This window comes from Streptomyces sp. NPDC107581, from assembly GCF_055657175.1.
Genome location: NZ_JBVKBH010000016.1, coordinates 54497 through 75876 on the forward strand (window position 1 = coordinate 54497; position 21380 = coordinate 75876).

16 protein-coding genes are annotated in these 21380 nt (G+C 72.5%); 4 read left to right on the plus strand and 12 right to left on the minus strand.

Going from position 1 to position 21380, the window contains the following annotated elements; all coding sequences use genetic code 11:
• Positions 1-112: 112 nt before the first annotated feature.
• The 12 genes from serS to ACZ7P3_RS33220 all read right to left on the minus strand — a co-directional run bounded on the left by serS (position 113) and on the right by ACZ7P3_RS33220 (position 12441).
• Positions 113-1390 (minus strand): serine--tRNA ligase, encoded by a 1278-nt coding sequence (serS, locus tag ACZ7P3_RS33165; RefSeq protein ID WP_472087323.1) that lies wholly within the window; start codon positions 1388-1390, stop codon positions 113-115.
• Positions 1383-2858: an APC family permease gene (locus ACZ7P3_RS33170; RefSeq protein WP_472087324.1), complete on the minus strand. Its 1476-nt coding sequence runs from the start codon at positions 2856-2858 to the stop codon at positions 1383-1385. The genes serS and ACZ7P3_RS33170 overlap by 8 nt, the downstream gene beginning before the upstream one ends.
• Positions 2859-3078: 220 nt before the next feature.
• Positions 3079-4299: a beta-ketoacyl-[acyl-carrier-protein] synthase family protein gene (locus tag ACZ7P3_RS33175; protein WP_472087325.1), complete on the minus strand. Its 1221-nt coding sequence runs from the start codon at positions 4297-4299 to the stop codon at positions 3079-3081.
• Complete coding sequence (locus tag ACZ7P3_RS33180) at positions 4299-4529, minus strand: phosphopantetheine-binding protein (protein ID WP_472087326.1); 231 nt, start codon at positions 4527-4529, stop codon at positions 4299-4301. Before ACZ7P3_RS33180 ends, ACZ7P3_RS33175 begins: the two co-directional genes overlap by 1 nt.
• Before the next feature lie 67 nt (positions 4530-4596).
• A complete protein-coding gene (locus ACZ7P3_RS33185) occupies positions 4597-5604 on the minus strand; it encodes a beta-ketoacyl-ACP synthase III (protein ID WP_472087327.1) in 1008 nt (335 codons plus the stop codon).
• Positions 5601-6581: a ferritin family protein gene (locus ACZ7P3_RS33190; protein ID WP_472087328.1), complete on the minus strand. Its 981-nt coding sequence runs from the start codon at positions 6579-6581 to the stop codon at positions 5601-5603. The genes ACZ7P3_RS33185 and ACZ7P3_RS33190 overlap by 4 nt, the downstream gene beginning before the upstream one ends.
• Positions 6578-7126, minus strand: coding sequence for a flavin reductase family protein (locus tag ACZ7P3_RS33195; protein WP_472087329.1), 549 nt, complete (start codon positions 7124-7126; stop codon positions 6578-6580). The genes ACZ7P3_RS33190 and ACZ7P3_RS33195 overlap by 4 nt, the downstream gene beginning before the upstream one ends.
• Entirely contained in the window at positions 7123-7656 is a 534-nt protein-coding gene (locus ACZ7P3_RS33200; protein ID WP_472087331.1) for a hypothetical protein, read from the minus strand. Before ACZ7P3_RS33200 ends, ACZ7P3_RS33195 begins: the two co-directional genes overlap by 4 nt.
• A gap of 21 nt (positions 7657-7677) precedes the next feature.
• Positions 7678-8160, minus strand: coding sequence for a type II toxin-antitoxin system RatA family toxin (locus tag ACZ7P3_RS33205; RefSeq protein WP_472087333.1), 483 nt, complete (start codon positions 8158-8160; stop codon positions 7678-7680).
• 2 nt (positions 8161-8162) lie between these two features.
• Positions 8163-9467, minus strand: a complete 1305-nt coding sequence (locus ACZ7P3_RS33210; RefSeq protein WP_472087335.1) for an aspartate aminotransferase family protein — start codon at positions 9465-9467, stop codon at positions 8163-8165.
• 167 nt (positions 9468-9634) lie between these two features.
• Positions 9635-10777, minus strand: coding sequence for an acyl-CoA dehydrogenase (locus ACZ7P3_RS33215; RefSeq protein ID WP_472087337.1), 1143 nt, complete (start codon positions 10775-10777; stop codon positions 9635-9637).
• A gap of 32 nt (positions 10778-10809) precedes the next feature.
• Positions 10810-12441, minus strand: coding sequence for an aldehyde dehydrogenase family protein (locus ACZ7P3_RS33220; RefSeq protein WP_472087339.1), 1632 nt, complete (start codon positions 12439-12441; stop codon positions 10810-10812).
• Positions 12442-12602: 161 nt separating this feature from the next.
• Here ACZ7P3_RS33220 and ACZ7P3_RS33225 point away from each other — a divergent pair, with 161 nt between their 5' ends.
• From ACZ7P3_RS33225 to ACZ7P3_RS33240, 4 genes are all read left to right on the plus strand, one after another.
• Positions 12603-12902, plus strand: coding sequence for an acyl carrier protein (locus ACZ7P3_RS33225; protein ID WP_472087341.1), 300 nt, complete (start codon positions 12603-12605; stop codon positions 12900-12902).
• An 11-nt stretch (positions 12903-12913) separates the two neighbouring features.
• Positions 12914-18625, plus strand: coding sequence for a type I polyketide synthase (locus ACZ7P3_RS33230; protein ID WP_472087343.1), 5712 nt, complete (start codon positions 12914-12916; stop codon positions 18623-18625).
• A gap of 22 nt (positions 18626-18647) precedes the next feature.
• Positions 18648-20264: a fatty acid--CoA ligase gene (locus ACZ7P3_RS33235; RefSeq protein ID WP_472087344.1), complete on the plus strand. Its 1617-nt coding sequence runs from the start codon at positions 18648-18650 to the stop codon at positions 20262-20264.
• Between the two features lie 122 nt (positions 20265-20386).
• Positions 20387-21379 carry an LLM class flavin-dependent oxidoreductase gene (locus tag ACZ7P3_RS33240; protein ID WP_472087346.1) on the plus strand — a complete coding sequence of 331 codons (993 nt, stop codon included), beginning with the start codon at positions 20387-20389 and terminating at the stop codon, positions 21377-21379.
• Position 21380: the final 1 nt, after the last annotated feature.

The window sequence follows — 21380 nt, forward strand, 5'->3', positions numbered from 1 at the left end:
TTCGGTGTCGTCGTCACTCCGGCATTCGCTGCCCCCTCCTCACTGAAGTCCCCCCGCATTCCGTGGTAGGGGAGGCGCCCCCGTCCCTCCCCCCCGCCCCCTTCGCCGTGTGTCACTCGGTCGCCCCGCCCGGCAGGATCCGCCGGAACCCGGTGTACGGGACCAGAGCGTCGGGCAGCAGCACCGAACCGTCGTCCTGGACACCCTGCTCCAGCAGCGCGGCCACCGTCCGGCCGATCGGGAGCGCCGAGCCGTTCAGGGTGGCCGCCGGCGTCTTGCGGCCGTTCGCCCCCTTGACCCGGATGTCGGCGCGACGGGCCTGGAAGGTGCCGCAGTCCGACACCGAGGAGATCTCCCGGTAGGAGCCGCCGCCGGGCAGCCACACCTCGATGTCGTACGTCATCCGCGCCGAGAAGCCCATGTCGCCCGCCGGCAGCAGCACGGTGCGGAAGGACAGTCCGAGCCGGCGCAGACACTCCTCGGCGTGCACGACCATCAGCTCCAGCTGCTCCTGGGCCGCCTCGGGAGCACAGATCCGCACCAGCTCCACCTTCTCGAACTGGTGCAGCCTGAGCACGCCCCGGGTGTCCCGGCCGTACGCCCCCGCCTCGGCGCGGAAGCAGGGCGTGCGGGCGGTGAACGCATACGGCAGGGTGCGCGCGTCCAGGAGCTGCCCGGCCACCAGGTTGGTCAGCGGCACCTCGGCCGTCGGGATCAGGAACAGCTCCCGGTCGCCGACCTGGGTGCGGAACAGGTCCTCCTCGAACTTGGGCAGCTGCCCGGTGCCGGTCATGGTGTCCCGGCCGACCAGGAACGGCACCGACTGCTCGGTGTAGCCGTGCTCGCGGGTGTGCAGATCCAGGAAGAAGTCGCCGAGGGCCCGCTCCAGCCGGGCCCCGGCACCGTGCGCGACGCTGAACCGGGCGCCGGAGAGCCGGGCCGCCGCGGGGGAGTCCAGGATGCCGAGCGCCTCACCGATCTCGGCGTGGTGCCGGGCCCCGTCCGCCGGACGCGGCGCCGGACCCCCGCGCCGTACCTCCACCGCCTCCTTCTCCGAGTCGCCGTCCGGAACGGCGTCCAGCGGCAGGTTGGGGATGCCGAGCAGCAGGTCGGTCAGCTCCCCGGCGGCCGTGCGGGCGGCGGCCTCCGCCTGCTGCACCTCGGCGCGCAGCGCGCGGGCGGCCTCCTTCTCCGCCTCGGTGGGCGGACCGGAACGACGGGCCTTGGCGGTGCGGTTCAGCTCGGTGCGCAGCCGGGTGACTTCCCCCTGCGTGGCCGAGCGGGCGCGCAGAGCGGCCGTCAGGGCGTCCAGGTCCAGGGTGTAGCGGCGGCGCGCCAGACGCCGTACGGCGTCCGGACCTTCCTCGATCAGCTGCTGGGCGTCATGCATGGCGGTCTCCTGACAGGACGGGGGCGGCGGGCGGCACGTCCGGCACGGCGGTGTGCCGGGTGCCGAGCAGGCGGTAGCGCACCGGCCGGGCCGAGCGCAGCCGGGCGGCGTACAGCAGGCCGCCCAGGGCGACCAGCACCAGCAGCCAGGGCAGGGCGGCGATCACCCGGGACGGGGAGCCGGTGAGCATGTCGAAGTTGCCGACCACCAGCCAGACGGAGGCGGCGAGTCCCGCGAAGCCCAGCAGCGGGGCCACGGTGTCCCGCCACCAGTGCCCGTGGCCCTCGCCGCGCAGCCGCAGCCCGAGCACGGACAGCGCGGCCAGCGCCTGCAGGGCGACGATGCCCAGGGTGCCGAGGCCGAGCATGCTGGTGGTCAGATCGGCGTACGGGTCGAGACCGGCGACGGCGAACCCGCCCACGACCACCGCGGTCAGCGCGCTCTGCGCGAGGCTGGCCCGGTGCGGGGAGCGGTGCCGGGGGTGCTCGGCGGCCAGCGCACCGGGCAGCAGACCGTCCTCGGCGAGGACCTGCGCATAGCGGTTGGCGGCGCTGTGCAGGGCCAGCGTCGCCGCGAACAGGCTGGTGCAGAGCAGGATCTGCAGCCCCGTGCTGCCCGCCTTGCCGAGGAAGTCGTCGCCGAGGACGAAGAACAGGTCGCCCATCTGCTTGCCCGCGACCTCGCGCACCCGGTCGCTGCCGACCGCACCCACCGCCAGCCAGCTGGTCAGGGCGTAGAAGCCGGCGATCAGGACGACGGCCGCGTAGGTGGCGCGCGGCACGCTGCGCCGCGGGTCCTTCGCCTCCTTGCCGTACAGGGCGGCCGACTCGAAGCCGATGAAGGACACGAACGCGAACATCAGCGAGACGCCGGCGCCGTGCCCGACCGCGACGTGCGGGGAGAAGGAGGCGGTGGGCAGCGCGTGCACGCCGTGCCGGGCGAGGATCGCCACGTCCAGGGCGGCCAGCACACCGATCTCGCCGAGCATCAGCAGGGCCAGCACCCGGGCGCTGAGGGCGATCTCCCGGTACCCGAGCACGGCCGTCAGGACCAGCCCGACCGCCGCGCACCACTCCCAGGACACCGTCAGCCCATGGGCCGCCAGCACCAGTTGGGTGAAGTAGCCGAGCGCGCCCGCAAGGCCGATGGTCGCGCAGTTGTAGGAGAGCAGGGCGACGTACCCGGCCGCGACCGCGGGCGGCCGGCCGAGCCCGTCGGCGACGGAGGCGTAGAAGCCGCCGGAGCCGCCGGTGCGACGGGCACTGACCGCATACCCGACCGAGAAGCACAGCAGGGTGACCCCGGCGAACAGGAAGGCCGCCGGCACACCCGCGCCGTCACCGAAGGCGAACGCGAGCGGGACGGTACCGACCATCGCGGACAGCGGGGCCGCGGCGGCGACGATGAGGAAGAGGATGTGCCCGGTACCGAGCCGGCCGGACGGGGGCGGGGAACCGCTGGTGGACATGGGGAACTCCAGGGATTCTCAGGAAGATGGGGAGAGGGACGGAGAAAACGGGAGACAGCCGCCCGCACCGGATGGGCGGACGGCTGTCGAAACACCCCGGGACGGGCGGCACAGCCGCCCACGAAGGGGCCCGGGGCCCTATCGATGTGCGGCTCCGCCGCGCGGGCGCGACCGGCCGAAGACGATCCGCACCCGCGGAACTGCCCGTCCGGGCGGCCGCTCAGGCGGGGGCGATCGCAAGTGATGTGTTCTGCCCGCCGAATCCCAGCGAGTTGCTCAGTGCCAGATCGATGGGCATGGAGGTGAGCGTCTGGGCCAGCTTGATCTCGATCCGCGGATCGGGCATGACCAGGTTGGCCGTGGGCGGAATGACTTCGTGCTCGACACTCAGCACGGCGAACGCGGCCTCGACCGCGCCGGCCGCTCCCAGCAGATGACCGGTGACTCCCTTCGTGGAGGTGACCAGCGGGTCCCCGCGCAGCGCCCGCTGGATCATGCGGGCCTCCGACAGATCGTTGAGCGGGGTCGAAGTCCCATGGGCGTTGACGTGCTGCACATCGTCCGGGTCCGCGCCCGCATCGGCGAGGGCCGCGCGTACGGCCGCCTCGATGCCGGCGCCGTCCGGGTGCGGCGACGTCATGTGGTGGGCATCGGCGGTGGCGCCGTACCCGATGATCCGGCCGTGTACGTGCGCGCCCCGGGCACGGGCGTCCGCGACCCGCTCCATCACGAGGATCCCGGCGCCCTCACCGGCGACGAAGCCGTCCCGGTCCACATCGAACGGTCGTGATGCGGACGAGGGGTCGTCGTGCCGCCCGGACAGCGCACCCATCTGCGCGAACCCGGCCATGACCAGTGGGGTGATCATGGCCTCGCTGCCGCCGGCCAGCACGATGTCGCACCGGCCCAGCGCCAGCAGGTCCCGGGCCGTCCCGATGGCGGTCGCGCCCGACGCACAGGCCGTCGCCACCACCAGGTTGGGCCCGGTCGCCCCGAACTCGATGGCCGTCTGACCGGCCAGCATGTTCGGCAGCTGCATGGGCAGCAGCAGCGGCGACACGCGGTCGGCGCCCTGCTCGCGCAGCACGTGGTGCTGGTCCTCGACGGTGCTCGGACCGCCGTCGGCGCAGCCCAGCACCACACCCACCCGCGCTCCGTCCCAGGTCTGCGGGTCGAGGCCCGCGTCGGCCACCGCCTCGTGCGCGGCGACCAGCGCGAACTGCACGAACCTGTCCAGGCGGTGGGCGCGCCTGGCACTGAGCAGGGTCTCGGGATCGAAGGAGGGTACTCGGCAGGAGATCTTCACAGGGTTGTTCGCCAGCACCGGATCGAGGGCGGCGGCCGGCCTGCCGTCGCAGACCGCCGCCCAGCTCGGCCCGACCCCTATTCCACCCGGGGTGACCAGGCCGAGCCCGGTGACGGCGATGTCCATCCCGGCCATCAGACCGTCGCGCTCCGCTCCTCCATGAGCCGGACCATGTCGGCCACGGTCTCGGCCTCCAGGAGGTCGTCGTCGCTGATGTCCAGGTCCAGCTCGGACTTCAGCAGCAGTGACAGCTCCACCACGGCCAGCGAGTCCAGCTCGATGTCCTCCCGGGTGGCCTCCGGAGTGATCGCCTCGGACGACACCTTGAGCTTGTTGGACAGGATTTCCTTGAGCTGCTCCAGCATCTCGGTTCCTTTCGAGGGTGTACGCGGGCCGCGTACCGCTGAATCGATATGAGTGACTGACGGTCGGTCAAATGGTCTGCAGCTCCGGCCAGACGACCGTGGCCGCGCCCCACGAAAGGCCTCCGCCGAACGCGGTGAGCAGCACCCGGTGGCCCTCGGTGAGCCGTCCCTCGGCGGTGGCCTCGGAGAGCAGCAGCGGAATCGAGGCGGCTCCGGTGTTGCCGACCCGCGCGATATTGCTCAGCTGCCGCTCGGCGGGGATGCCGAGCCGTTCCGAAACGGCCGTCAGGATCCGGGCGTTGGCCTGGTGGGCCGCGAACCGGTCGACGTCGTCCAGCTGCCAGCCGGCCCGTTCGACGGCCTGGTTGCACGAGGCGGTCATACGCTCCACCGCGTGCCGGTAGGTCTCCCGGCCGGCCATCTGGAAGTAGTGGTCCTCCGGGGCGACCGGCCGGTCGGTGGACCGCTGCCGGGAGCCGCCGGCCGGCACCTCGATCAGATGGCTCAGCTCGCCGTCGCTGCCGAGCACCATCGGACCGACGGCCCCGGGTTCGTCGGCCGAGCCGGCGCGCAGCACCACCGCGCCCGCGCCGTCCGCGAAGATCACCGCGGTGGAACGGTCGTCGGGGTTGATGATCGTGGTGAACGCGTCCGCCGCGACCAGCAGCACCCGGTCCGTGACCCCGGCCGCGATGAGCCCGGTGGCCGAGGCCAGGCCGTACAGGAAACCGGAGCAGACGGCCGACACGTCGAAGGCGGCCACCTGCCCGAGCCCCAGCCGCGCGGCCACCTGCGGCGCGGTCGCCGGGCAGGGCTGGTCCGGGGTGGTGGTGGCCAGCACCACCGCCCCGACCCGTTCCTCGCCCGCCGACTTCAGTGCCCGCAGACCCGCCTCCACCGCCAGGTCGCCGGTGGAGGTGCCCGGGGAGATGAAGTGCCGCTGGGCGATCCCGGTGCGCGTACGGATCCAGGCGTCGGAGGTGTCCAGCCGGGCGGTCAGGTCGTCGTTGGTCACCACGTTGGGCGGGACGTACGACCCGATGCCGGTGATGACCGCGGCCCGCCCGGTACTCATGCGCCGGCCTCCGAGGCGAGGACCCCGACGGGCAGGCCCATGTAGTCCATGCGGACCTCGGCCATCTCGTCGGTCCACTGCTCGGCCATGTCGTAGCGCTGCTCGGCGGTGGTGTCGAGCAGCCGCACGCCCGGCCAGATCTCGTAGTCCCCGATCCTGTCCGCGTGCTGGAGCATGCCCTCCTGGAACAGCTCCTCGCGGTGGATGACGAACTCCCGGTCGGGGATCTCGTCCCACAGCTTCACGCCCGAGCGCAGGATCTCCAGCAGCCGCGGCTTGTACTCCGGGTGCTCGATCACATGGTCGCGCAGGATGGTGCTGGCCACCGTGAGGTGGCGGATCTCGTCGATCGCGGTGCCGCGCGAGATCTCGCCGGTCGCCGGGGACAGCGGGGTCCACTTGCGCTCGCTCAGCTCGGCGGCCGGGGCCAGCACGCCCTCGATGATGATGGCGAACACGGCGACGCCGCCGGGGAAGTCGGCCTGGTCGCGCACGATGTCCAGGGTGAAGTCCACCACCGGGTCGAGGACCCGCTTGCGGTAGTCCCGGGCCATGTCCTCGATGTCCTTCAGCAGCGTGCTCGCCGGGACGCCCAGCTCCACCAGGTGCTGGCGGAAGACCCGGGCGTGCCGGGCCTCGTCGATCAGCTGGGTGGCGTAGAACTCCATCTGCGGGATGCCGGGCGCGATGGACACGTAGTGCCCGAGCAGCCGGGTGGCCAGCTCCTCCGCCAGTGCCCGGAAGCCGAACTCCAGCACCAGCGCCTGGCGCAGCGGGCCGGGTGCCTTCAGGAAGTCCGGGGTGATCGCGCTCTCGTGGTGGCCGGTCACCCCGCGGTCGCGCAGCGTGCCCTGGGCCACCGAGGTGATCCAGTAGGCGAGGTCGCACTCCTCGGGGCCGAGGGTGAGTTCCTTGGCGCCGTCCAGCAGACCGGGTGCCTTGTCCCAGTCCGCCTCAGGAGCAACGGGTGCGGTCATGATGCGGCGGCCTCCTTCGCCGGGCGCAGGGAGCCGGCGAACAGCCCGCCGGCGTAACTGAACAGGGGGAGCCGTCCGTTGTCGGCGGTGGCGCGGACGACATGGCCGAGCAGCAGCTCGCTGTCGCCCGCCGTCTGCGCGGAGTGGAACCGGCAGACGTAGTGGGCGAGCGCGCCCGCGATCAGCGGGGCGTGCGCATACCGGTCCGCCGTCCAGGCCAGGCCCGCGAAGGCCGCGTCGCCGTCGGGGCGGGAGCTGTCCGCGAACCGCCGGGCCACGTCGGCCTGGTCGTCGCCGAGCACGTTGATCGCGAACCGCCCCTCGGCGGCGGCCAGCCGGGCGAAGGACGAGCCCGCCCGCAGCACCACACCGACCAGCAGCGGCGAGCGCGAGACCAGGGTGACCGTGCTCGCGGTCGTGCCGTGCATCCGCTGCTCGGGGCCGGTGGTGAGCACCGACACCGGGGAGGCCAGGTGGTACAGGGCCCGGCGGCGATCGGCCGGGTCCTGCCGGACCGCCCGTCGGACATCGGTCGCGGTGGTCATCGCACGGCCTCCGTCTCCCGCACCACCGGCCGCGCCGTGACGTGTCCGACCGGCACCGGGTCCATCGCGTGCCCGACCGGCTTCGGATGGGGCAGGCCCAGATCGTCGAGGAGCCGCAGATAGCCCTCCTGGCGCACCGGTTCGAAGGGCAGGGCGAAGGACTTCATGAAGTTGCCGAACAGGCCGCGGTCGCCGAACAGATGGAACGGCAGCACCAGCAGCGCCCACTCGGGCTTGACCAGCCAGCACCACAGCGCGGCCACCGCGCCCTGCGTGATGAGGCTGTGCATGGTGTTGTACAGGACGTAGTACGCCTTGTGGATCGGCCGGCCGCCGCTCTTGCGGAACGCGATCGCGCCGGGGATGTAGCCGATCAGGTCGATGTAGAGAAACAGCCCGATCGCCGGCAGCCAGCGGATGTCGCCGAAGTGGTAGGCGATCAGGCCGGTGGTGACGGCGAGGCCCACCAGGTACTCGGCGCGGTGCAGCGAGTAGGTGCGCGGTGTCTCGAACGGGTTCGCCTGGTCCATGGTCAGCTCCTCGGCAGATTGCTAGGCGCCGACCGCGGCGGGCTGGGTGAGTTCGATGCCGCCCTGGATGCGCACGGCCGGGTACAGCCCGGTCAGCGCCCAGGCGACGGTCTCCTTGATGACCCGCTCGGCGATCGGGTCGAGGATGCCCTCCAGGCTCGGGATGCCGAAGTCGAAGTCGGCGTCGAAGCGGACGGTGACGTCGTCCCCGGCCTGCTGGACGGACCAGGTGCCGGTGAAGGAGTCGAAGTCGCCGTCGGACTGCTCGAAGCGGATCTGTCCGCTCTCGGGGAGGATCTCGTCGTCCTCGGTCCAGCGCAGCAGGCCGCTGCGGAAGTGCAGCTCCCAGCTGGAGGAGGCCTTGGGGTCGGGGTAGGTGGCGTGCACCGTGGTCGCGTTGACGTGGGGCGCCAGGTCCGGGTACTTCTCCCAGCGCCGTACGGCGTGCAGGACCGTTTCGGCCTGCTCCGCGGGTATCAGGGCATCGAGTTCGACGTGCCGCACGATCAGTTACCGCCTTCCGGCATCTTGGCCGCGCCCTTGATCAGGTCGCGAGTGGCCAGGTCGAAGGAGTTGACGAGGAAATCCACGTCGGTGTCGTCCAGCACGGCGGGCGGGGTGAACCGCACCACCGAGCTGCCGTTCATGGAGTGGTTGGCGACCACGCCGTGGTTGAACAGTTCGATCAGCAGCTCGCCGGCCAGGCCGGCCTCCACGAGCTCCACGCCGATGAGCAGGCCCCGGCCGCGCACGTCCACGACCAGCTCGGGAATGTTGCGGTGGGCGACCTCCGCGATCCGCGGCAGCAGCCGGGCACCGAGGTCCATCGCCCGGGTGACCAGGCGCTCCTCCTTGACGGCCCGGATCGCGCCCTGCACCGCGGCCATCAGCACCGGCTGCCCGGAGAAGGTGGCGGTGTGGACGTACGGGTCCTTGTCGAAGGGGCGGAAGGCCTTGCGGGTGGCGACGGCCGCCGACACCGGCATCACGCCGCCGCCGAGCGCCTTGCCGGCCAGCAGGACGTCAGGGACGACGCCCTCGACGTCCGCTCCCCACCACTCGCCGAGCCGCCCGAAGCCGGACTGCACCTCGTCGAGGATCAGGAAGCCCTCGTACTCGCGGACCAGTTCCTCGACCCGCTTGAGGTAGCCCTTCGGCGGGATGATCACACCGCCCTCGCCCTGCACCGGCTCCAGGATCACGCACACCTCGCCGGGGTGCGCCCTCAGCTCGGCCTCCAGGGCGTCGGCGTCACCGAACGGCAGGTGCAGGAAGTCCGGGACGAGCGGGCGGAACGGCGCCTGGTAGACGTCCTTCGCCGTCGCCGACAGGGCACCCAGCGTCTTGCCGTGGTAGCCGCCGCGCATCGAGACGGTCCGCTTGAAGCCGCCCGCGCGGGCCAGCTTCAGACCGGTCTCCACCGCCTCCGCGCCGGAGAGCGCGAAGTGCACACGGTCCAGTCCGGGCGGCAGCACCGACACCAGTGCCTCGGCGGCGCGGGCCACCGTCGGCTCCAGGAGGATGCGGGTCGCCGTGGGGTGGGTGCGCAGCTGGCGCTCCACCTCCTCCATGACGATCGGGTGGCGGGCGCCCATGATGAACACGCCGTAGCCGCCGGCGTTCAGGAAGCGCTCACCGTCGCTGGTGGTGAGCCAGGCGCCCTCGGACGCCACCTCCATGTGGCTGCCGAACAGCTCGGCGAGCGTGGCCCGGCCCTTGCTGAGGTGGGCCCGGTACAGACTGAGGATCTCCGCCTCGTAGGCGGCGGCCGACGCCGCCGGCGCGTGGGGGGATTCCTGGATGGTCGTCACTTGTCGCTCACTCCAAGGGATGTGGGTGGGGCGGGTCTCGGCCGGGCGGCCGGCGGCGCCGGTGCGGTACGGCGCCCCGAAGGGACGCGGGGCTGTGTCGGTGTGCGGCTCCGCCGCGCGGGCGTGACCGGCCACGGACGGCCCGCAGTCGCCCCACCGCGGGGCGCTCACGCCAGGACCAGCGGCCCCCCGCCGAAATACGCGAGAAGCGGCTCGGCGGCAGCGATGCGGGACGGCGGGTGGAAGGCCAGCGCACGCGTCGCCGCGGCGGCCTGCGCACTCGCCGAGTTGCTGATGAAGTCCAGACCGCCGAGCAGTTCGAGGGCCCGTCCGACGATGTCCGGCAGCGCGTTCTGCACCGCGTACCGGGCGACCAGCACCCGGGCCACCGACTCCTCGTCGCCCGGCTCCCGGCCGGTGCCGCGGGCCACGCCCTCCAGCAGGGAGAGGGCGGCCTCCATGTCGACGGCGAGCGCGGCCCGCTCCTGGACACCGCCCCGCTGCCGCTCCAGCACCTGCTCCACCAGCGCCGCGGCGGAACCCGCGTACCCGGCGGAGATCAGCATCTCGAACCACACGAACCCGGCCGACTGCAGGTCGTCCAGGCGCGTCGGGTCGTCGGCGCCGGCCCGCACGACCATCTCCGCCGGGACGAACACGTCCTCCAGGCGCACCTCGTCGCTCTCGGCGCCGGCCAGCAGGTCATTGCCCCAGAAGGGGTGCACGGACATGCCGGGCGCCTCGGCCGGGACCAGCGCCAGCGCCAGCTCCGGCTCCCCGCCGTCCTCGCCGTGGATGGCGATCGACGCGGTGAGCAGGCTCATCGAACGGGACAGGCTGCACGGCTTCTTCGCCCCGGACAGCAGGAAACCGCCCTCCACCGGGCGTGCGGTCACGGCCGGCTTCAGGATGTTCTGCGCGGTACGGCCCTCGGCCCAGCCGGAGGCCATCACCTGCTGCTCGGGCACGATCCGGTGCAGCAGTTCGGTCTGCGCGTCGGTGAGCCGGCCCGCCTTGACGGCCAGCGAGTACAGCATGGCGGCGGTGAAGTGGTGCATGGACACGGCCGCGACCAGCGACGGCGACAGCGCGCCGAGGGCCAGCTGCACCCGCAGCGCCTCCAGCGGGGCGGCGCCGTGGCCGCCGTAGCTCTCGGGTATGAGCAGGCCGACCCCGCCGTGGATGCGGAACAGGTCGAGCACGGGGCTGCCGGGCCGCTCCCGCTCGGCGTACGGAATCTGGTCCAGCTCCTTGAGCAGTCCGGGGTGGAACCGCTCGCAGACGGTCCGGGCAGCATCGAGGGAACGCACGGGAAACCTCCGGAAGACGTCGAAACCTGCTGTCAGGCGCCGAAGACCGCGTCGTACGGGCTCACGTCGCGGGCGATGCTGACTCCCTGGATGTGAGAGGTCTTGAGCATCGGGTAGTTGGCCTCGCCGAACGCGCCGCCGGTGCGGCCGGTGCCGCCGTGGCTGGGCAGGTACGGCAGGAAGCCGATGTGGGAGTCGTTGACCTTGAGCAGACCGCCGTTGACCACACGGCGCACGAAGGTCTCGATGACGTGGTCGGAGCGCGACCACAGGGAGTTGCGCAGCCCGTAGTCGTTGCTGTTGACGAACTGCAGGAAGGCCTCGAGCAGGGCGTCGTCGTTGTCGCGTTCGGCGATCACGATCGGGACCAGCGGGAAGAACGTCTCCTCACGGACCACGTCGTAGGTCCGCGCCCGGTCCAGGCCGTCCACCCGCACCACCGTCGGCTGCAGGAACACACCCGTCTCCGACACGGTGCCGTCGACCTCGGTGCGGTTGCCGCCGGTGACCAGCTCGGCGCCGTTGTCCAGTGCCTGGCGCAGCAGCCGGAAGAAGCGCTCGCTGCGCCTCACCGGCGACAGCAGGACGTCCTCCTCCTCGGGCAGGCCCGGCTTGATGCCCTTGACCTGCTCCTTCACCTCGGCGATCAGCGCGTCGGCGATCTCCGGGTGCACCAGTACGTAGTTGGGGACCATGCAGATCTGACCGGAGCCGTAGAAGGCCTCCGTGATGGCCTCGGCCGCCCACTTCACGTCGGCGTCCTTCCACACCACGATGCCGTCGTTGCCGGCGAGTTCGAGGATCGGCTTCTTGCCGTGCGCCACGCACTGCTGCTCGAAGCGCAGGCCCTCCTGGCTGCCGCCGATGTAGAAGATGTCGTTGATCAGCGGGTCGGCGATCCAGCGGTCCATGGTCTGCTTGGGGTTGGAGCACACCGCGTTGAGCACTCCGGCCGGCGCGTCGGCCTCCTCCAGCAGCGGCGCGACGATGTCCCGCAGCAGCCACATGGTGGACAGCGCGATACTGCGCGGCGCCCGCACCACCACGGCGTTGCCCGCCATGAGGGCCAGCACGCACAGGGCGGCGCTCGGCAGCGGGGCGTTCTGCGGCGGGTTGAAGGCGACCACACCGTCCGGCTGGCGCTGCAGGATCAGCTTGCGCCCGTTGTACTCCTTCTCGACCTGCATCTGCTTCACGTACCAGCGCAGGGAGCCGGGGGCGTAGATCTGCAGCAGGCAGCTCAGCTCCCAGCGGGCGAGCTTGACCGGGTGGGACTCGGCGACCAGCATCTCCAGGAACTCGTCCTGGTGCGCGATGAGTTCCTCGCGGAAGCGGGTGCCCAGCTGCATCCGCCGCTCCAGCGGGACGGCGGCCCAGTCGGGGGCGGCCGCGGCGGCCGCCTGGGTGGCCAGGTCGATGGCGGAGTCGTCCGCGATCGCGCAGCGCCCGACGACGTAGGGGTGCTGGGCCGCCTCGGACTCCGGGTCCTGTTCGAGGGAGCGCTTCAGGCTCACGCTGGTGAACACGTCTTCCAGCAGGGAGCGCCCGCTGACGGTGTAGACCCAGCCGTCTCCGGCGACGTCCTTGCCCGCGATGTAGAGGTCGTAACTCTTCAATCCGGAAGGTGCCTCAGCACTCTCCTCCTGCGCGGCTTCGCGAAGCATCTTCAGCCTTTCGGATATGGCGTGTGGATTTCTTGAAGCAATGCGAGCCTGGCAGCGGAATCTGACCCCGCGCTGACACGTGACTGACCGGCTCGATCCGGCCAACCCGGCGGGCCCGCGGTCGTCAGCGGGGCGTCAGCCGGCGCTGCTTGCATGACGGCATGTCACCTGTCGACAGCACCATCGAGCGGCTGCGCGACCTGCCGCGCAGCGAACTCGCTGAAGAGATCGAGACAATCGTCCTGGAGAAATTCAAGGTCATTCTCCTCATGGACGATTCCGAGGATCTTCCGCTCGACGTCAGCTATTTCGATCTCGGACTCACGTCGCTGCGACTGACCGAGATACGGCAGAGCCTGGAGCAGCTCCTCGATCTGTCGATCAACGTCAACGTGCTCTTCAACGAGCCGACGATCACCCACCTCGTGGACCACCTGACCCAGGCCATCCAGGAAGCTTGAGGAGTCGTTCCATGCCGCGTACGGAATCAGAGCAGGCGCCCGAGCCGGTCGCGATCGTCGGAATCGGTCTGCGGTTCCCCGGCGGCAGCGGCTCGCCCGACGAGTTCGACGCCTTCCTGCGGGAGGGCCGCAGCGGAATCGGCCCGATACCCCGGGACCGCTGGGACGTCGAGGCGTTCACCCCCGAGGGACCCGACGACAAGGGCAAGATCCGCGCCTCGGCCGGCGGATTCCTCGACCGTATCGATCTCTTCGACGCCGGCTTCTTCAACATCTCCCCGAAGGAAGCCCGCTACATGGACCCCCAGCAGCGGCTGCTCCTGGAGACCGCCTGGCAGGCCCTGGAGCACGCGGGCATCGACCCGGCGCCGCTGCGCCGCGGCAACGGCGGCGTGTACATCGGCGCCAGCTCCATCGACTACGCCCTGGAGCTGGACTCGCTGCCGTACGAGGAGATGGACGGCCACCTGGCCTCCGGCATCACCATGTTCCCGCTCTCGGGCCGGCTGTCCTACTTCCTCGGCTGGCGCGGCCCGAGCATGAGCGTCGACACCGCCTGCTCGTCCTCCCTGGTCGCCCTGCACCTCGCGGTCCAGGCGCTGCGCGCCGGCGAGAGCGACATCGCGCTGTGCGGCGGCGTCAACGCCCTGCACCACCCGCGCATCCCGGTGATGTTCTCCAACGCCCAGATGCTCGCCCCGGACGGGCAGTGCAAGACCTTCGACGAGTCCGCCGACGGCTACGCCCGCGCCGAGGGCTGCGGCCTCGTCGTCCTCAAGCGGCTCTCCGACGCCGAGCGCGACGGCGACCGGATCCTCGCCCTGGTGCGCGGCACCGCCGTCGGCCAGGACGGCGACAGCGCCGGTCTGACCGTGCCCAACGGCCCTGCCCAGGAGAAGGTGATCCGCAGCGCGCTGGCCGCTGCCCACCTCGCGCCCGAGGACGTCCAGTACGTCGAGGCGCACGGCACCGGCACCCCGCTCGGCGACCCCATCGAGTTCGGCGCCATCGGCGACGTGTTCGTCGACTCCCACACCAAGGACCGCCCGGTGCTGGTCGGTTCGGCCAAGACCAACCTGGGCCACATGGAGCCCGCCTCCGGCATGGTCGGCGTCATCAAGACCGTGCTCCAGCTGCGCTCCGGCACGGTCTACCCGCACATCAACCTCACCACCCCCTCCGGCCGCATCCCCTGGGACCTGTACCCGCTGCGGGTGCCCACCGCGTGCGAGCCCTGGGAGGCGGACGTCAGGCGCGCCGTCGTCAACAGCTTCGGGTTCGCCGGCACCATCGGCGCGGTGGTCCTGGAGCAGGCGCCGGAGCCGGCCGGGCGGCCGCGGGACGAGGACGGCGCCGCACCGCTGTTCACCCTGTCCGCGAAGAACGCCACCGCGCTGCGTGAACTCGCCGCACAGTACCGACGGTTGCTGGAGGACCGGCCGGACGTCTCGACCGCCTCGCTGTGCCACAGCGCCAACACCACCCGCGCCCACCACCCCTACCGCGTCGCCGCACCCGTCGCCGACCGTGCCGCGCTGGAAAAGCTCCTCGACCGGGCCGCCGAGCAGGAGCACGAGGGCCCTTCGGGCATCCGCAAGACCGCGTTCATGTTCACCGGCCAGGGCTCCCAGTACGCCGGCATGGGCGCCGCCCTCTACGCCGCCTTCCCCGTCTTCCGCGGCCACGTGGACGAGTGCGACCGGCTGTTCGCCGCACACCTCGGCCGCTCCGTGCGCGAGCTGCTCCTCGGCACCGCCGACGACCCCGAGGCCATCGACCGCACCGAGTACACCCAGCCCGCCCTGTTCACCCTGGAGTACGCCCTCGCCCAGCAGTGGATGGCCTGGGGCGTGCGCCCGAACGTGCTGATCGGGCACAGCATCGGCGAGGTCGTCGCCGCCGCCGTCGCCGGACTGTTCAGCCTGTCCGACGCCGTCACCCTGGTCGCGGCCCGCGCCCGGCTGATGCAGTCGGTACGCAGCGAGGGCGGCATGGCCGCGATCACCGCACCCGTCGACGAGGTCGCCCCCCTCCTGGAGGGCCACGCCGACCTGGCGCTGGCCGGGATCAACGCCGTCGACCAGACGGTGATCTCGGGCGCCACCGCCGCCCTCGACGAGGTGGTCGCCCACTTCACCGAGCAGGGTGTCCGCGTCGAACGCCTCACCGTCTCGCACGCCTTCCACTCGCCCCTGATGGCCGAGGTCTACGACGACTTCCGCGCCGCCCTCGACGGCATCACCTTCCACGAGCCGAAGATCAGCCTCATCTCCAACGTCACCGGACGCCTCGCCCGGTTCCGCGAGATCGGCGACCCGGACTACTGGGTACGGCACATCGGCCAGCCCGTCCGCTTCCTCGACGGCATCCGGGCCGTCGCCAAACGCGGCCGGCACGCCCTGATCGAGGTCGGCCCGCAGGCCGGGCTCACCGCGCTCGCCCGGCGCAGCGTCACGGTCGAGGACCACCTGTGGCTGGCCAGCCTGCGCCGCCGCGACACCACCATCGAGACCACCCTCACCGCGCTCGCCGGCTACTACGCGGACGGCCTGCCCGTCTCCTGGAGTGGCTACCACGCGGGCCACCCCGCGCCCGACCGGGTGGACCTGCCCACCTACGCCTTCCAGCGCAAGCGCTACTGGCTGCCCTCCACCACCCCCCGCAAGGCAGCCGCCAACGGGACCGCCCGGCACCTGCTGCTCGGCACCGAGGAGCGCTTCGCCAGCGGAGTGCGGGAGTTCAACGCGGAGTTCACCACCGAGGAACTCGGCGCGCTCGCCGACATCGCCGACGGCGGCCGGACCGTCCTGCCGGCCGGGGCCTACGTCGACCTGCTGCTCGCCGTCCAGGACGCGGTCCGGGGTCACGCCCGCTCCGCCGTGCGCGACCTGAAGCTGCTCGCCCCGCTGGAGCTGCCCGCCGAGACCCTGACCGCGCTGACCACCCGCTGGCGGCCGCGCCCCGGCGGCGGCGCCGAGGTGGAGGTGTTCACCGTCGTCGGCGGCGAGGAGAACCTGCACGCCACCGCCGTCGTCGCCGCGGAACCCGAACCCCTCGTCCCCGTCTCGGAGCTGGCCGAGCTGGACGCCACTCTCGCCCCGGCCGGGCAGCAGATCGACGACGAGGACATCTACACCGACCTCGCCTCCGTCGGCCGCCCGCAGGGCCCCCGGATGCGGCTGCTGCTGCGCGCCGCCCGGCACGGGGACGGCCTGGTCACCGGCGAGCTGACCGGCCGTGACGCCGGCGCCGTCGAGCACGTCCCGGCCGAGCTGCTGGAGGCCGCCGCCCAGGCCCTGGTCGTCCTCGACCCCGAGGGCCCGGTCTTCGTGCCGCGCGAGATCGCCTGCGTACGGCACTTCCGCAAGCCGCGCGGCGAGAACCTGCGGGTCCTCGCCCGGATCCGCGGCGACCAGAACCGGCGCCTGGCCGATGTGCTGCTGCTGGAGAACGGGGACCCGGTCGCCGAACTGCTCGGCGTGCGCCTGGCCCGGCCCGAGGGCCGCAGCGGCCGCCGCCAGTTCCTGCACCGGCCCGAGTGGGTGCGCCGGGCCCTGCCCGCGCCGCAGACCGCGCCCGTCCAGCGGCACGCCGTCCTGCTGGACCCGTCCGCCGTCCGCGCCGCCGAACTCGCCGGCGAGCCCGGACTGAAGGTCACCTGGCTGACCGAGCCGGCCGAGCTCAAGAGCGCCCTCGACGACCCGACCGTCACCGACGTCGTCCGGGTCTGGCGCACCCGGCCCGGTGAGATGTCCGTGGCGCGGCTGCGCGCCGAGTGCGAGGAGAACTACCGCGAACTGCTCGCCCTGGTCGGCGCGCTGGACGCGGCCGGCCGGTCCTTCCCGCCGCGGCTGTGGCTGATCACCCAGGGCGCCCAGGCGCTGCCCGGCGACCCCGCGGGCGACGGCGGTCACCTCGCCGCCGCCACCCTGTGGGGCTTCGGCCGGGTGCTGCTCACCGAGTACCCGCAGTACCGGGCCACCCTCGTCGACCTGGCCCCCGGCAGCGCCCTCACCCCGCTCCTGGAGGAGTGGCGGACCGAACCCGCCGGCGAGTACCAGGTCGCCCACCGGCCCGGCCGCCGCTACGTCCGCCGGCTGCTCGCCGGCGACGACTCGCTGCACTGGACCGGCGACTTCGAACTGCGCGCCGCCGAGTCCGGCGACCTGTCCGACCTGGCGCTCGTCCCCGCCTCCGACCACGCACCCGGTGACGGCGAGGTCCAGGTCCGGGTCCGCCTCGTCGGTCTGACCGCCGAGGACGCCCGCACCGCGCTGGACACCGGCCGCGCCGACCGCGAAGAGGAGGGCGCGCACGAGGAGGAGCCCCCGCCCGTGCTCGGCCGCACCGCCCACGGCACCGTCCTCGCGGTGGGCGAGGGCGCCGGGTTCGCGCCCGGCGACGAGGTCCTCGTCCGCCACGACGGCACCTTCCGCTCCACGCTCACGCTGCCCTCGACGGCCGTGGTGCACGCCGCGCTGCCCGAACCCGCCGACGCCGCCCGCCACTTCGGGCTCGACGAGACCGGCGAGGCACTGCGCTCCACCCTCGCCGACCCCACCGTCCCGGTCTGGGTGACGCTGCCCGAGGACCCGGCGGCCGAGCAGGCGGCCCACGCCGACGCGCGCCCGGCGGGCCTGCGCACCGACCGCACCTACCTCGTCACCGGCGGCCTCGGCGGCCTCGGCCTCGCCACCGCCCGCAAGCTGGCCGAGCTCGGCGCCAAGCACCTGACCCTGGTCAGCCGCAGCGGCAGGCCCGCCCCGGAGGCGGCGCCGCTGCTCGCCGAACTCGCCGAGGAGGCGGAGGTCGACATCGTCCGCGCCGATCTCGGCCGCGCCGAGGACGTCACCCGGCTGGTGCGCCACATCGAGGCCGGGCAGCACCTCCTCGGCGGCATAGTGCACGCGGCCGGCGGTTCCTACGACGAGCGGCTGATCTCCGAACTGACCTGGGAATCCATCGAGGACCAGCTGGAGGCGAAGGCGTACGGCGGCTGGCTGCTGCACGGGGCCGCCGAACAGGCCTTCCCCGAACTGGAGTTCTTCGTCGTCTACTCCTCGGTCTCCTCCGTGCTCGGCGGCTTCGTCGCCCAGGGGCACTACGCGGCCGGCAACGCCGCCCTCGACGGTCTCGCCGACTGGCGCTCCCGCCGCGGCCTGCCCGGACTCGCCCTCAACTGGAGCTCCTGGTCCCGGGTCGGCATGTCCTCCCGCATGGACGACGTCCTCATCCAGGAGCTGGAGCGCGGCGGCGTCCACCTGTTCTCGCCGACCCGGGCCCTGAACACCCTGGTCAGCCTCTGGGACCGGCCGCGCAGCCAGCGCGTCGTGGGCGACTTCGACTGGGACCGCTACATGGCGGGCCGGGCCACCGGCGACCTCTTCTTCGACCGGCTCGCCCGCCAGGCGCCCGAGGAGGACGGCGGCCTCGACGTCGCCGCGCTCGCCGCCCTGCCGACCGAGGACCGCGCCACGGCCATCACCGGCCTGGTCCGGGAGAAGGTCGCCGCGGTGCTGCACCTGGAAGAGGGCGACGAGCTGGATCCGAACACCGAGTTCGTGTCGCTGGGCCTGGACTCGCTGATGGCCCAGCAGGTCAAGGCCGGCCTGGAGCAGGCGTTCCGGCTGCCCCTGCCGGCCTCCCTCACCCACGACCATCCGACGGTACGGCAGCTCGCCGGCTTCCTCAGTGAGCGGCTCGCCCCGGCACCGGCCGCGTGACGGACGTTAAGGACACCCGACCATGACTGACATCTCCAGTGACACACCGCGGGAGCGCTGGACGCTCCACCACTCCGCCCGGGCCCACGCCGGAAGCCGCCCCGACCACCCGGCGGTCATCTGCGAGGGCCGCGTCACCACCTACGAGAAGCTGCACCGCGACAGCAACCGCGCCGCGCACGCCCTGCACACCAGCGGGGTCAGGCGGGGCGACCGGGTCGCCTACCTCGGCCGCGAGTCGGTGAACTACTACCTGGTGATGATCGCCTGCGCCAAGGCCGGCGCGGTGCTGGTGCCGGTCAACTGGCGGCTCACCCCGAGCGAGGTCGACCACATCCTGCGCGACTCCGGCGCCGCCCTGATCTTCGTCGACGACGAGTTCTGGGACACCGTCGCCACCGTCCGCCACCAGCTGCGCGGACTGCGCCGGGTGATCCGGGTCGACGGCACCGACGCCGACGGCGAACCCGCCCGCGGCGCCGGACTGCCCGCCTGGGCCGCCGACCAGCCCGACAGCGACCTCACGCCCGGCACCGGCCCGGACGACGCGGTCATCCAGATCTACACCAGCGGCACCACCGGACTGCCCAAGGGCGCGGTCCTCGCCCACCGCAGCTTCTTCACGCTGCCGCACGCGAGCCGTGAACGGGGCGTGGACTGGATCGACTGGCTGCCCGAGGACGTCGGCCTGATCTCCCTGCCGGGCTTCGGCGTGGCCGGCATCGGCTGGTTCCTGCACACGTTCAACGCCGGCGGCACGAACGTGATCATGCCGCAGTTCGACCCGCAGGAAGCGGTCCGCCTCATCCGTGAACACCGGGTCACCACCACCTTCGCCGCCCCGGCCATGCTCCAGGCGATGGCGGCCGAACGTGGGGCGGGACCCGAGGCGTTCGCCTCCCTGCGCAAGATCGCCTACGGCGCGGCCCCGATGTCCGAGACGCTGCTCAAGCAGTGCCTGGAGACCTACCGCTGCGAGTTCGCGCAGATCTACGCCAGCACCGAGACCGGCAGTGTGGCCGTCTGTCTGCCGCCCGAGGCCCACCACCCCGGCAGCACCGTGCTCACCTCCGTCGGCAAGCCCTGCCCCGGAAACGAGCTCAAGGTGGTCGGCCCCGACGGCGAGACCCTCCCGGCCGGCGCCATCGGCCAGATCTGCGTCCGCGCACCCTCCCGGATGCTCGGCTACTGGAACCTGCCCGAGGCCACCGCCCGCACCCTGGTGGGGGAGTGGCTGCACATGGGCGACGCCGGCTACCTCGACGAGGACGGCTACCTCCACCTGTGCGACCGCATCAACGACACGATCATCGTCGCCGGCCAGAACATCTACCCGGCCGAGGTCGAGAAGGCACTCGCCGCACATCCGGCGGTCGCCGACGCGGCCGTGGTCGGACTCCCCGACGAACGCTGGGGCGAGAGCGTGCACGCGGTGGTGGTGCTGCGCCCCGGCGCGAACGCCACCCCCCGGGAACTGCTGCTGTCCCTGCGCGGCCGCATCGCCGACTACAAGATCCCCGGCACCTACCACTTCACCGACTCCCTGCCCCGCAACCCGTCGGGCAAGATCCTGCGCCGCGCGGTCCGCGAGCAGCTGACGGCCCCGGCCAGGGACGCGCTCTCCGGAACGGTCGTCTGACGCCCCACCCACCAGCTGAAAGGAACCTCATGCCTTCCGACTCCGGGGACATTCCAGGGACGCGGGGAACTGCGCGACCAGCCCCCACCGGCTCGCGGACCGCGGACGACCGCCGGCCCCCCTTGCAGATCGGCATTCTCCTGCCCACCCGGGAGCAGGCCATCAACGGCACCTACGCGGCAGCGCCGTTGCTGGACTTCGCCCGCCAGGCGGAAGCGCTCGGCTTCGACTCCCTGTGGGCCGGAGACTCCCTCACCGCCCGCCCCCGCCTGGACCCCCTGGTCGTCCTGTCGGCCGCGGCGGCGGCCACCGAGCGCATCGCGGTCGGCACCGCGGCCCTCACCCCGGCGCTGCGCCACCCGCTCATCGGCGCCAACATGGTCGCCAGCCTCAGCCACGTCGCCGCCGGCCGGCTGATCCTCGGCCTCGGCTCGGGCTTCCCCATGGCCGAGACCGAGGAGGAGTTCGCCTCGGTCGGCGCCTCCTTCCAGGGCCGCGTGGGCCGCCTGGACGAGATCGCCGCACTGTGGCGCACGGCCTGGCACTCCGGCGAGGAGGGCGAACCCACGGAGTTCCAGGGCAGGTTCTGGCAGGCGGAGAACCTGGACCGGCTCCCCGCGCCCGCCCTGCCCGGCGGCCCGCCCCTCTGGCTCGCCGGCAGCGACACCCCCAAGGTGCTCGCCCGCGTGGCGACCCGCTACGACGGCTGGCTGCCCTTCCTGCCCGACGTCGAGGCCTACGCCCGCGCCCGCCGCCGTATCGCCGAGCTCGCGCAGGAGGCCGGCAGGCGCCCCGACGCGGTCGTTCCCGCGCTGTACGCCACCGTCACGGTCAACACCAGTGAGAGCGCGGCCAAGGCCGAGCTCGAGCACTACATCAGCCACTACTACGGCCGCTCCCTGGAGCAGATGCAGACCATCCAGGCCTACGCCTGGGGCAGCGCCGAGAAGTGCGCCGAGTGGCTCGGCGGCTATGTCCGCGCCGGTGCCCGGCACCTGGTCGTCCGGATCGGATCCCTCGACCCCGAGCCGCAGCTGAAAGAGATCGCCGAGGTGCTGCTGCCCGCGGTGCGCGCCGTCGGCCAGTCCACCACCGTTGGGAGCACCCAGTCGTGAC

Excerpts from the sequence above, each read along its gene's own strand:
- serS (WP_472087323.1), bottom strand. The coding sequence starts at position 1,390 with ATGCATGACGCCCAGCAGCTGATCGAGGAAGGTCCGGACGCCGTACGG.
- ACZ7P3_RS33170 (WP_472087324.1), bottom strand. The coding sequence starts at position 2,858 with ATGTCCACCAGCGGTTCCCCGCCCCCGTCCGGCCGGCTCGGTACCGGG.
- ACZ7P3_RS33175 (WP_472087325.1), bottom strand. The coding sequence starts at position 4,299 with ATGGCCGGGATGGACATCGCCGTCACCGGGCTCGGCCTGGTCACCCCG.
- ACZ7P3_RS33180 (WP_472087326.1), bottom strand. The coding sequence starts at position 4,529 with ATGCTGGAGCAGCTCAAGGAAATCCTGTCCAACAAGCTCAAGGTGTCG.
- ACZ7P3_RS33185 (WP_472087327.1), bottom strand. The coding sequence starts at position 5,604 with ATGAGTACCGGGCGGGCCGCGGTCATCACCGGCATCGGGTCGTACGTC.
- ACZ7P3_RS33190 (WP_472087328.1), bottom strand. The coding sequence starts at position 6,581 with ATGACCGCACCCGTTGCTCCTGAGGCGGACTGGGACAAGGCACCCGGT.
- ACZ7P3_RS33195 (WP_472087329.1), bottom strand. The coding sequence starts at position 7,126 with ATGACCACCGCGACCGATGTCCGACGGGCGGTCCGGCAGGACCCGGCC.
- ACZ7P3_RS33200 (WP_472087331.1), bottom strand. The coding sequence starts at position 7,656 with ATGGACCAGGCGAACCCGTTCGAGACACCGCGCACCTACTCGCTGCAC.
- ACZ7P3_RS33220 (WP_472087339.1), bottom strand. The coding sequence starts at position 12,441 with ATGCTTCGCGAAGCCGCGCAGGAGGAGAGTGCTGAGGCACCTTCCGGA.
- ACZ7P3_RS33225 (WP_472087341.1), top strand. The coding sequence starts at position 12,603 with ATGTCACCTGTCGACAGCACCATCGAGCGGCTGCGCGACCTGCCGCGC.
- ACZ7P3_RS33230 (WP_472087343.1), top strand. The coding sequence starts at position 12,914 with ATGCCGCGTACGGAATCAGAGCAGGCGCCCGAGCCGGTCGCGATCGTC.
- ACZ7P3_RS33235 (WP_472087344.1), top strand. The coding sequence starts at position 18,648 with ATGACTGACATCTCCAGTGACACACCGCGGGAGCGCTGGACGCTCCAC.